The 12,021-nt window shown below is 40.1% G+C and carries 12 protein-coding genes; 11 read left to right on the forward strand and 1 reads right to left on the reverse strand.

Annotated features, from left to right (window positions below; all coding sequences use genetic code 11):
• Positions 1 to 105: 105 nt before the first annotated feature.
• A complete protein-coding gene (locus HH219_RS03420; protein WP_169326634.1) occupies positions 106 to 1,884 on the reverse strand; it encodes a DUF885 domain-containing protein in 1,779 nt (592 codons plus the stop codon).
• Between the two features lie 355 nt (positions 1,885 to 2,239).
• Between HH219_RS03420 and HH219_RS03425 the strand changes: the two genes are divergently transcribed.
• The 11 genes from HH219_RS03425 to hemB all read left to right on the forward strand — a co-directional run bounded on the left by HH219_RS03425 (position 2,240) and on the right by hemB (position 11,968).
• Positions 2,240 to 3,226 (forward strand): GGDEF domain-containing protein, encoded by a 987-nt coding sequence (locus tag HH219_RS03425; RefSeq protein ID WP_054205295.1) that lies wholly within the window; start codon positions 2,240 to 2,242, stop codon positions 3,224 to 3,226.
• 103 nt (positions 3,227 to 3,329) lie between these two features.
• The gene (ubiE, locus tag HH219_RS03430; RefSeq protein ID WP_054205296.1) at positions 3,330 to 4,085 is read left to right on the forward strand and encodes a bifunctional demethylmenaquinone methyltransferase/2-methoxy-6-polyprenyl-1,4-benzoquinol methylase UbiE; all 756 of its coding nucleotides are present in this window, start codon (positions 3,330 to 3,332) and stop codon (positions 4,083 to 4,085) included.
• Between the two features lie 38 nt (positions 4,086 to 4,123).
• Entirely contained in the window at positions 4,124 to 4,729 is a 606-nt protein-coding gene (locus HH219_RS03435) for an SCP2 sterol-binding domain-containing protein (protein WP_169326635.1), read from the forward strand.
• 17 nt (positions 4,730 to 4,746) lie between these two features.
• Positions 4,747 to 6,357, forward strand: coding sequence for a ubiquinone biosynthesis regulatory protein kinase UbiB (ubiB, locus tag HH219_RS03440; protein ID WP_169326636.1), 1,611 nt, complete (start codon positions 4,747 to 4,749; stop codon positions 6,355 to 6,357).
• Positions 6,358 to 6,437: 80 nt separating this feature from the next.
• Complete coding sequence (tatA, locus tag HH219_RS03445) at positions 6,438 to 6,677, forward strand: Sec-independent protein translocase subunit TatA (protein ID WP_169326637.1); 240 nt, start codon at positions 6,438 to 6,440, stop codon at positions 6,675 to 6,677.
• Positions 6,678 to 6,682: 5 nt separating this feature from the next.
• Positions 6,683 to 7,015 (forward strand): Sec-independent protein translocase protein TatB, encoded by a 333-nt coding sequence (gene tatB / locus HH219_RS03450; protein WP_054205299.1) that lies wholly within the window; start codon positions 6,683 to 6,685, stop codon positions 7,013 to 7,015.
• Between the two features lie 46 nt (positions 7,016 to 7,061).
• On the forward strand, positions 7,062 to 7,805 hold the full coding sequence (gene tatC / locus HH219_RS03455) for a twin-arginine translocase subunit TatC (protein WP_054205300.1): 744 nt from the start codon (positions 7,062 to 7,064) through the stop codon (positions 7,803 to 7,805).
• 1 nt (position 7,806) lies between these two features.
• Positions 7,807 to 8,310, forward strand: coding sequence for a hypothetical protein (locus HH219_RS03460; RefSeq protein ID WP_169326638.1), 504 nt, complete (start codon positions 7,807 to 7,809; stop codon positions 8,308 to 8,310).
• Positions 8,310 to 9,092 (forward strand): TatD family hydrolase, encoded by a 783-nt coding sequence (locus HH219_RS03465; RefSeq protein ID WP_054205302.1) that lies wholly within the window; start codon positions 8,310 to 8,312, stop codon positions 9,090 to 9,092. The genes HH219_RS03460 and HH219_RS03465 overlap by 1 nt, the downstream gene beginning before the upstream one ends.
• Before the next feature lie 2 nt (positions 9,093 to 9,094).
• Positions 9,095 to 10,951, forward strand: coding sequence for a diguanylate cyclase (locus HH219_RS03470; protein WP_169326639.1), 1,857 nt, complete (start codon positions 9,095 to 9,097; stop codon positions 10,949 to 10,951).
• 9 nt (positions 10,952 to 10,960) lie between these two features.
• Entirely contained in the window at positions 10,961 to 11,968 is a 1,008-nt protein-coding gene (hemB, locus tag HH219_RS03475) for a porphobilinogen synthase (RefSeq protein ID WP_169326640.1), read from the forward strand.
• Positions 11,969 to 12,021: the final 53 nt, after the last annotated feature.

Consider the following 12,021-nt stretch of genomic DNA (forward strand, 5'->3'; position numbering starts at 1 on the left):
CGCCCCTTGCTGGTTATTTTATTCCAGCAAAGAGCATATAAGCAGATCAAATTTCAAGCAAAGAGTTTTAACGATAAAATAATCCAGAACTCCCCCAAACAATGTTTAGCTTGTCTGTTTAGCTAATTCAGCTTGAATATACAAACGAATTTGTTCCTCAAGAACTGACAGAGGGACTGAACCATGGCGAAGTATTTGATGATGGAATTCACGAATATCAAAGTTCTGCCCTAGTGCTTGCTCTGTTTCTTGGCGTAAACGCTTAATGGTTAACTCACCGATTTTGTAAGATAACGCTTGCGCCGGCCATGATATATAACGGTCAGTTTCTGTTTTAACGTTATGTAACGACAGGGCCGTATTTTCACTCATAAAGTTCATTGCACGCTCACGGCTCCAGCCATACATATGCATACCCGTATCAACAACTAAACGTGCAGCACGCCACATTTCATACGTTAAACGGCCAAAGTTACTATATGGGTCTTGATAAAAACCAGCCTCAAGTCCTAAATATTCAGAGTATAAACCCCAGCCTTCACCAAATGCTGATAAGTAAGCGTCGCGGCGATAACTTGGTAAATACTCTAACTCTGCATTGAGCGATATTTGTAAGTGATGGCCTGGCACTGCTTCGTGCAAAGTTAACGCCTCTAATACATACAAAGGACGTTTATCCAGCGCATAGGTGTTTACCCAATAAAAACCGGCTTGATCATCTCGACTTGAACCAGAATAACGTCCGGTTGTATATTTTGGCGCAATACTCGCAGGTACTGGGGCCACACCGTAAGGCATACGCGGTAAGGTATGAAATAGTTTAGGTAATTGTGCATCCATTTTTTTAGCGATAAACGATGCTTCTTTTAATAACTCTTCGGGAGTTGTTGCGTAAAATTGCGGATCCGTACGCAAAAAATGCACAAATTCGGCAAACGTGCCTTCAAAACCAACTTGTTTAATCACCTCATCCATTTCACCACGAATACGCGCAACCTCTTTTAAACCAAGCTCATGGATTTCTTTTGGCGTCATATCTGTAGTGGTGTAATACTTGGCGCGATTAGCATAAAACGCCTCACCATTTGGTGTAGTTGAAATGCCTATTTCGCTACGCGCACCCGGTTGATACTCTTCATTAAAAAACGTTAAATACCCTTTGTAAGCGACAATCACCTGATCTTTAATTATTTTTTGGGCTTGTCGTTGTAAAACTGAAAATTCATTATCACTTAACCCGGCAGTGTTAGTTAAAAATGGCTTATAAAATTCCGATTGCGTTACATCGTCAACAATGTAGGCGTTAATTGAGTCTTGATACCCGATTAAGACGGCTTTCGGTTGTGTTAAACCAGCTTGTAAGCCTTTACGCATCCAGCCAATATTTTGCTCAAAAAAGCGGGGAACTTGCTGCAAACGTTTAAGGTAAAGCTGGTAGTCAGCAGCTGTCTTATAATCTGAGCGCGATACCATAAACGACAAACTCGAATGAAAACCATATTCAGATGTCAGTGGCATGTAGTGTGCATTAAACACATATTCATCGACACTGTTTTGCACTTGAGCACGGATTATAGTGAGGTTTATTCGATTTTCTTCATTGAGTTTATCTTTATCTATCACGTCTAATTGCGCTAATAGCTGAATATTTTCTTGGTATTTTTTTTCAAGAAACTCAGCTGATAAATTACTCAATAAGTAGCCATCTACTCCTGCGGGGTTACTGTACGGGCTAATACTTTTACGATAGTCAACAATCGCTTCAGCGGCATCCGTAAATTGTTGGTCGCTGTTTATATCGGTCATTTGACACGCACTCAACGAACACACAAGAGCTAGGCTCAATAATGAGTGATGGAAAATATTTGAGCGTGGTTTTTTCATAGTTTTAGAGCTCTGTGGCGTTAATAGTAAGGCTAAGCTAACCCAGTAAGACTAAAACAATCAAAAAAATGCGACTAAGAGACTTTAAAATAAGGCTAAATTAACAGCAATTATTGCCTAGTACTTAATCAGTATTTTTTTACATTAGTGCTATTGTTGAGAAAATCAGCGATTGGAAAGCAAAAATGCAACTTTTGCTTCTAAATTGTGTTTTTTAGCTTTTAAATTCACTCGATACAGATTAATGTATTGAGGAAATAAATGCTAGGATGGCCCAGATGTCTCATGGATTGAGTTATTTAATTTAGCTGTTACGCGTATTTAGTTGGTATAAACAATGATGTTCCATGATTCCATGGCTATTGCTCAAGAAAAAATGACCAAGGTATGTATCTTTTTAGAACATCATAGTTTACCGCCGTCACCTCTAAATTATCAGGTAGTTTATACTTTCGTTAGCCAAGTCAATTCCGACCTAAGCACAACGATTGATCGCGCAATTGCCCAAGGGCAAATAATTGATTCTGTTTATATCGAACAACTTTATTTTGACTACATCGATCAGGCTCACAAAGCTGAAACCTCCATGGTTCGCAATGTCGATGGTGTTATTAATTCATTGTCGCGCTCAGCACACTCCACTGAAAAAGAAATAATTCGTTTTGCCAGCCAAGTGAGTGACTGCGTTCATTCACTTGATGAAAATAACGTTAAGCAAAGCCGCTTAGCATTAGAGACGCTAAGCAAACAGACTGCCCATTTACTCACACAGCATAAGCAATTTAAGCGAGAGCTTATCAAAGCTAAACGATTACAAGAAAGAACCCAGCAACAACTCCTACAATTACGTAAACAACACATCACTGATCACCAAACTGGTCTGTATAAGCGCCACTACTTAAACCAGCAAACACAATTATGGTTAGGTAAAAACAAATCAGTATGTGCAATCGCCATTCAAATTGATAATTTAGATCACTTTATTGATAACTACGGCGATATGATTGGTGAAGTTATTTTAAATAAAGTTGCTAAACAAATTCAAAAGTACGTATTTGAAAGCGGTTTACCCGGACGTACAGGTAAAGATGCATTTACCATTTTACTTGCTGATATTGACCCAGAAACAGCCAATGTTATAGCTGAAAAAGTCCGCAATGGAGTCGAGAAGTTACGCTTTGTAAGCTCAAAAAATGGTATTAAACTTCCACCAATTAGTTTATCCCTTGGTATTGCTAAGCATCACGACGAGAAAGATTTTAATAAATTAGCGCGCAAAGCATCGAATGCTGCATATAAAGCAAAATCTCTTGGTCAAAGCAGCTTTATCGCTGGTCAATAAACTATATAAAGTTGTTACCTGCGAACAATTTAACCATATTCAAATTGCACCTCACGGTCACAATCAAGTACACTAGTCTTTATTGCCACGATAGAGATTAATCATGAACGAGAATCCAGAAAAGACCGCGCATTTTGGCTATAAAACTGTTGCCGAAACCGAAAAAGCTTCCATGGTCGCCGATGTATTTCACTCCGTTGCGACTAAATATGACGTAATGAATGATCTTATGTCTTTTGGTATTCATCGTTTATGGAAACGCCAAACTATTGCCAGCTCTGGTGTACGTAAAGGTCATTATGTACTTGATTTAGCCGGCGGCACGGGTGATTTAACAGCTAAATTTAGCCAACTCGTTGGTGATACAGGCCAAGTGGTATTAGGTGACATTAACTCATCGATGCTCAAAGTAGGCCGTGAAAAACTGCACAACTTAGGTCTTGTAGGAAATATCGACTACGTGCAAATGAATGCCGAAGCACTGCCTTTCCCTGATAATAGCTTTGATTTAATTACTATCGCATTTGGTTTGCGTAATGTGACCGATCAAAATAAAGCGCTGCGCTCAATGTACCGCATTTTAAAGCCAGGTGGTCGGTTGTTGGTATTAGAGTTTTCTAAACCAGAACATGAGTTGCTCAATAAAGCCTATGATTTTTACTCATTCAACCTGCTACCAAAAATGGGGGAATTGGTTGCTAACGACGGCGAATCATACAAATATTTGGCTGAATCAATTCGCATGCATCCAGATCAAGAAACACTCAAAACCATGATGAATGATGCCGGCTTTGAACAAACAACGTATCAAAATCTAACTGGTGGCATTGTCGCGTTACATCGTGGTTTTAAATATTAAGCGCTAGCTTGGACACTGAAAAAGGTAAAGGTGCTGTTATGTTAACGAATTTTCTAGTCGCTGTAGTTGAGCGTATTTTAAATACAGCGCTAGTGCTTGATAGTACTTTAATAGCCAAGCTAAAACCTGTCACTCAACAGCGTTTATTAATTGATATACGTGACTGGCAACAACAATTTGTAGTGGTGTTCACCGGCCAAAATTTACATTTATACAATACCAAAGAAACACTGTATGACTGCATGATCAGCGCTAATATCGATACCTTAATGGCATTACAAAATCCAGCGATGTTGACGCAGCTGATCCGCCAGGACAAACTCGATCTCCAAGGTGATTTAAATATTGCCCAAGGCTACAGTAATGCTTTTGCTGCAATGGATATTGACTGGCCAGAACACCTTTCTCGTTATATTGGTGATGCCCCTGCACAACAAGTTTGGCAGCTTATTACGCAATTGAAAAGCCAAGGCGATAAAACACAGCTTAAGCTTAACAATACGATTACTCATTTATGCCAAGATGAGTTAGCGGTCACCATTCACCCGATAGAGCTTGAACAATTTAAACAACACACCCGCCAATTAAAAGGCCAAGTTGCTCAGCTTGAAATGCGTATAAACCAATTACTTCAATCTAACTAAATCTGTAAGGATTATTTGTGTCAGCTGCTCGGTTATATTACATCACCCAAACCCTACTCAACTATGGTTTAGATGAACTGATCCCTGCCAATAAAATACCTTGGTATGCTAAAGCTGGCCGCTCATGCTTGTTCTGGCTTAAAAACAAACACACAGATAAACCAGCTGGATTACGACTGCGCTTGGCGCTGCAACAGTTAGGCCCTGTATGGATTAAGTTTGGCCAAATGCTCTCTACGCGTCGCGATTTATTACCGCTCGATATAGCAATAGAGCTTGCGCACCTACAAGATCAAGTACTCCCTTTTGAAGGTGCATTAGCACAAAAGCTCATTGAAGAAGCATTAGAGATCAATGACATTAGTGAATGCTTTAGTGACTTTGAACAAACTCCTTTAGCCTCTGCATCTATTGCACAAGTTCACACAGCGACCTTAATCGATGAACATCAACAACCACAAGATGTGGTGATAAAAGTAATTCGCCCAGATATAAAAGGCCAAATTGATGCCGACCTAGCCTTGATGGAGCAATTTGCTAAAGTCGTGGCTAAATTAGTCAATGAAGCAAAAAGATTACGCCCTGTAGAAGTGGTTAAAGAGTATAAAAAAACCTTACTCGATGAACTAGATTTAATGCGTGAAGGCGCTAATGCTATTCAATTAAAGCGTAACTTTGAAGGTTCAGATTCGCTTTATATCCCTTATGTTTACAGTGACTACAGTCGTGTTAATGTACTCGTAATGGAGCGTATTTACGGTATTCCAGTTTCGGATACTGACGCATTAGTTGCGCAAAACACCAATATGAAATTGCTAGCTGAACGAGGCGTGGAAGTGTTTTTCACCCAAGTATTCCGTGATAGCTTTTTTCATGCTGACATGCATCCAGGGAACGTGTTTGTATCATACGACACGCCTGAAAACCCCAAATTTATTGGGATCGACTGCGGGATTGTTGGCACCTTAAACAAAGAAGATAAACGTTACCTTGCAGAGAACTTTATTGCCTTTTTTAATCGTGACTACCGTCAAGTCGCCCAGCTGCATGTTGACTCAGGGTGGGTTCCAAAGGATACCAGCGTTGAAGAGTTTGAGTTTGCGATTCGTACAGTGTGCGAGCCGATTTTTAATAAGCCATTAGCTGAAATTTCATTTGGTCACGTTTTAGTCAACCTGTTTAATACAGCTCGTCGCTTTAATATGCAAGTTCAACCCCAATTAGTTCTACTGCAAAAAACCTTACTGTATGTTGAAGGATTAGGGCGTCAGTTATATCCACAATTAGATTTATGGAAAACAGCAAAACCCTTCTTAGAAGACTGGGTAAAGCAACAAGTCGGCCCTTGGTCGGTACTTAAGCAGGTATATGCAAATTTACCTTTTTGGGCAGAAAAAATGCCCGAATTGCCTGATTTAATTTACCATAATTTAAAGCAGCAACAGCAGTATCAAGTACAGACTCCAATCACTCAGCCGTCGCACAAGCCATTATTACTTGGTGTATTTGCGGGAGCTGCAATGATAGTGTCGGGACTATGCTATTTACAGCACGATATGATAGCAGCAAGTATTGCAGCAGTTTGCTCGCTAAGTGGCTTTATCCTCGCTTGGCGCAATGCGTCATAAACTAAGTGCTATTTAGTGCTCGGTGAGTATAATCAATACAATAACTTTAATTCACAGTATTTAATTAAGTGGAGAACATCATGGGTTTTGGCGGTATTAGTATTTGGCAATTACTGATTGTTTTGGCAATCATTGTGTTACTTTTTGGTACAAAAAAATTACGCGGAATTGGTGGTGATTTAGGGAATGCTGTAAAAGGGTTTAAAAAAGCAGTATCTGAAGAAGAACAACCTAAACCTACTGATAACATAGAACAAAGTAATGGTCCCATTCAAAATAAAGAGTCTATTGATAAAAGTAAAGAAGACCATAAGGCTTAATTAAAATGGGCATGTGGGAACTTGTTGTTGTTTTAATCGTTGGGCTCGTTGTACTGGGGCCTGAACGCTTGCCCGTTGCTATTCGCACAGTAAGTCGCTGGATAAAAACTATAAAATCATTAGCTAACTCAGTCAAAGCTGAAGTTAACGAAGAGCTTCGCGTACACGAACTGCATCAAAATTTAAAAAAAGCAGAGCAACAAAGTATGCAAGATTTAAGTCCTGCGCTCAAAAGTTCTGTTGATGAACTGCAAAAAGCGGCCGATTCTGTCACTCATAGTTATAAAAAAGAATCTTCAGATCAAAACAATAAAGTGAGTAACGATGAACAAAAGTGAATTATTTTTGTTGTCTTTGGTCTACTCATTGGTAGCGAGTTAAGTTATGGCTGAACAAACACAATCTGGCTTCGTGAGTCATTTAATTGAGTTACGAAATCGTCTAATGAAAGCTTTATTAACTATTTTATTATTTTTTATTGCTCTCGTTTACTTTGCCAATGATATTTATAGCTTTGTTGCTGCACCATTAGTTGCTCACTTACCAAGTACAGCAACAATGATCGCAACAGATGTAACGGCACCATTTTTTGCACCATTTAAATTAACTTTATTTGTTGCTTTATTTGCTTCTATACCACTGATATTACATCAAATCTGGGGGTTCATTGCACCAGGTTTGTATCAACATGAAAAACGCATGCTGATGCCTATTTTAGCATCAAGCATTATACTTTTTTATGGTGGTATCGCATTTTGTTATTTTATCGTATTGCCGATTATTCTTGGTTTTTTTACCAGTGCCGGTCCCGAAATGATGACACTTGCACCCGATATCAGCAGTTACTTGAGCTTTGCATTAAAGTTATTCTTTGCTTTTGGCGTCGCCTTTGAAATCCCAGTAGCTATTATGCTGTTATGCTGGAGTGGTGCGACAACCACGCAAAGTTTAAAAGAAAAACGACCGTATATTGTCGTTGGTGTATTTGTCGTTGCTATGTTTTTAACGCCACCCGACGTACTTTCGCAATCATTATTAGCGCTTCCGATGCTAGTATTATTTGAAATTGGTTTAATTTTAGCGACTTTTTACACCGCTAAACCTGAACAACATGAGTCTAAGGAATAAAATGAAAAAACAACTACTACCATTATTAGCTCTGTTAAGTGTCCCTATCGCTAATGCTAATGAAGTTAACCTACAAGCATTGCAAGCGTGTACTTTTGTTGAAAATGACTTTAATCGTTTACTTTGCTACGACAATATCATGGCTGGTAAACCATTGAGTAAACCAGTAACAACGTCACAATCGTTAAAAAGCGCAGCACCCGCCTCAATAGTTGAGTCTAAAAATACGGCAAAAGCAAAAAATGAAGATTTTGGCTTAGAGCACAAAGAAGCGGCTAAAGACAATGATGATGAAATTACCGCAGTGATTAGCAGCATAGAAGAAGCGCCGTATGGTGAATTAATCATTAACTTGGAAAATGGCCAGCAATGGCGTCAAGTGGGCTCTGATAGCATACGCCTGAGGGCTAACGATACAGTCGAAATCACACGCGGTATGTTCAATTCATTCCTATTGAAAAAAGCAGGTTATAATCGTTCAATTCGCGTTAAACGAACAAATTAATGTCAACAATGCTTATTGATGCGGGTGTAAACCTCACAAATCACCAATTTGATGCTCAGCATGAAGCTATCATCACACGCGCGAAAGCGCATGATGTTGGCCAAATGCTGTTAATTGGATGCGATGTTAGCACCAGCCAACAAGCACTTACGTTAGCTCAAGATTATGATCTGCTTGCTACCGCGGGCGTTCACCCGCATGATGCTAAATCTGTCGATGAGCAGCTAGAGACTCAACTTCGTCATTTAGCAGCAAACTCGAAAGTCGTTGCTATTGGCGAGTGTGGTTTAGATTATAATCGTGATTTTTCACCTCGGGATGTTCAGCGTTCAGTTTTACATCGTCAATTAACGCTAGCAGAACAACTTGATTTACCTGTTTACCTACATGAACGTGATGCTAGCGAGGATATGCTCGCTATTTTAAAAATGTATTCTGTTCGAGGTGTACTCCATTGCTTTACCGGTGATCAGCAGGCATTAGAGCAATACTTAGCACTAGGCTTACACATAGGGATCACTGGTTGGGTATGTGATGAAAGAAGAGGCAAAGAGTTACAGCAGCTAGTGCCATTAATACCACTTGATAAATTATTAATTGAAACAGATGCACCTTTTCTTATACCGCGCACTATAACACCTAAGCCCAAATCTCGACGTAATGAGCCCTGTTTTTTACCTTATATTTGCCAAACTATTGCGTCACTGAAAAACATTGAATTTACAGCCGTTGCAGAGCAAACTACACTTAATTTTCAACAATTGTTCAACCGCAAGGGCTAGCAATGAAGTGTGCTTGGTTGTTTTTTGGTGGTTTGACGCTGCTGTTAATATCAGTTGCTTCTCACGCTACAGGCATCACTTTAGATAAACACTTTAAACACCTTCAAGACATTTCTTTTGCTTACACACAGCAGCCTCTCACGCCTGAGCAAGCTAAACTATTACCCGCTAAATCATGGCAACAACTTAATCAACAGAGCCTAAACCTTGGCATTGCTAATCACGCTGTTTGGATTAAGTTTATAATGACTAACGCTGAGAGTTATGAATTACCAGCTTTGCTCTCTATTGATAACCCATTACTTGATAAAGTAACTGTGTTTCATTATCACAAAGGTAGCACTCTATTATTTAAAGAAATTGGTGATGCACTGCCGCTGGATAATCGCCAAATTAAGAACGAATCTTTACTGGTTAAATTAAGCTTGCCACCATTAAGCAGCAGTGAAGTATTTCTTCGGGTTGAAACTAAAGGCGGTGTTCGCGTTCCAATTAGCGTATGGCAGCACGATGAATATCTAAAATATAAAAGTAAATTTAACCTGTTGTATGGGTTGTTAATTGGTTTTGTTCTATCTCTGGCTATTACATGTTTTGTATTATTTGGTTTTTCTCGAAAAAGCTATTTTGCCTTGAGTGGCTGTATATTAATTACTTTATGGTTGCAACTCGTTTACTTGTATGGCTTTGGTTATCGCTATTTTCACCCATCAATACCGAGCTTACAACAACTTGCTATTCCTTGCATGCTCATAATTACAACAGGTTTGTTCCAACCTTTATTTAATCGCATGCGCCAATCTAACAAGTCTCCTATACAGTCTCTGCAACGATGGAGCAATCACTTATTATTAAGCAGCCTACTGGTTATCTGGCTACTACCAACAAGTTTATTAGTAAGTTACACCCTAATAGCTAGCTCTTTAATCATGTTAATCCATTGCACCGCAATCGTATATGACGTAAAGCAAAGCCGCAGCCATCCTACTAGTGCCCTATTATGTGGTGCCATCTCATTTTTTGCCGCACTGGTTTATCTCAATATTGTGGTTTTTGGTTTGTTTGATTTTAATACCCGCGGCCTGCCCTTCATGTTTATCAGCTTTTTAGTGTGCGCTTTGAGTTTAAGCTTTGCGACCATTAAATACTTTTTAATTGAACGTGATGCACAAATTGCTTCTCAGCAAGCACGTATTGCCCAAAGCGAGGCGCAAGACGCCTTATTACAAGAGCGTATTGAGCTGCAAGAACAGGCTCATTTAGATCTTGAAGCAAACATAGAAGAACGTACTTTTGAATTACAAGTTACCTTGCGAGAGCTAGAAGAAAAAAACCGCGCATTAGAACAGATGAATATGGAAGATGCACTCACGCAAGTAAAAAACCGCCGCTACTTCGATAAAAAACTGGTCATGGATTTACGCCGCTCACGCAGAGAACAAACCCCACTGAGCGTGATAATGTTCGATATAGACCACTTTAAAAAAATCAATGACACATACGGACATTTAACCGGCGATCAGGCCATACAAGCCGTTGCACAAATAATCAAAAGCCATTTAAAGCGTCCGCTTGATGAAGTCGCCCGCTATGGTGGTGAAGAATTTGTTGTATTACTGCCAAACACACCTCTCGATGGTGCCCTTGAGATAGCGCAGAATGTACGCCAAGCAATCATGGATGCTGCGATAAAAGTGGCAAGCACAGAGATAAAATTTACCATTAGTGCGGGGGTATACTGTGCCGTCGCTGAAGATATAAATAACCCGGGATTATTCACTGATTGTGCAGATAAAGCGCTTTATCACGCAAAACAAAGTGGCAGAAATCGCGTGGTTAGCTTTCCAATTTTAGACTAGGAGCAAACAATGGCCCAATCAGGTCTCGACCTTTTCCCTTATACACGCATGCGTAGAATGCGCCGTAGTGATTTTTCTCGTCGTCTTATGGCTGAAAATCAACTCAGCGTCAATGATTTAATTTACCCTGTCTTTGTGCTTGAGGGTGAGAACCGCCGCGAAGCAATTGAGTCAATGCCAGGCATTGAACGCCTATCTATCGATTTACTTCTAGACGAAGCAAAAGAGTTGGTTGAATTAGGCATTCCTGCTGTCGCCATTTTTCCCGTTACACCTGCAGACAAAAAATCATTGCTCGCAGAAGAAGCCTACAGCGATGATGGCCTTGCACAACGCACTGTACGCGCACTTAAAGCTGCGTTCCCTGAGCTTGGTGTGATCACCGATGTAGCGCTTGACCCATTCACTGTGCATGGCCAAGACGGCATCATTGATGATGAAGGCTATGTCATTAACGATGTCACAACTGAAATACTTGTTAAGCAAGCACTTTCACATGCAGAAGCTGGCGCCGATGTAGTTGCACCTTCAGATATGATGGATGGCCGTATTGCCGCTATTCGTGAAGCACTCGAAGCGGATGGCTTTATTCATACCCGTATTATGGCTTACTCTGCAAAATATGCGTCTAGCTACTACGGCCCATTTCGTGATGCAGTTGGCTCAGCAGGGAATTTAAAAGGAGCGGATAAAAAAACCTATCAAATGGACCCTGCAAATTCAGATGAAGCTATCCGTGAAGTTGCCCTTGATCTGCAAGAAGGCGCTGATATGGTCATGGTAAAACCTGGTATGCCGTATTTAGACATTGTGCGCCGCGTAAAAGATGAGTTTGGCGTGCCAACTTTTGCTTATCAAGTAAGTGGTGAGTACGCGATGCACAAAGCAGCGATTGATAACGGCTGGCTCGCTGAAGAGGCAACCATAATGGAATCATTACTGGCATTTAAACGTGCTGGTGCTGATGGTATTTTGACCTACTTCGCAAAACAAGCAGCCCAGTGGCTTAAAAAATAACACACAAAAATAAGCTTTCCCTTTGAAAAGAGTGAGCCCTCGCTCTTTTCACT

This window comes from Pseudoalteromonas sp. NEC-BIFX-2020_015, assembly GCF_012952265.1.
Lineage (GTDB): Bacteria > Pseudomonadota > Gammaproteobacteria > Enterobacterales > Alteromonadaceae > Pseudoalteromonas > Pseudoalteromonas neustonica.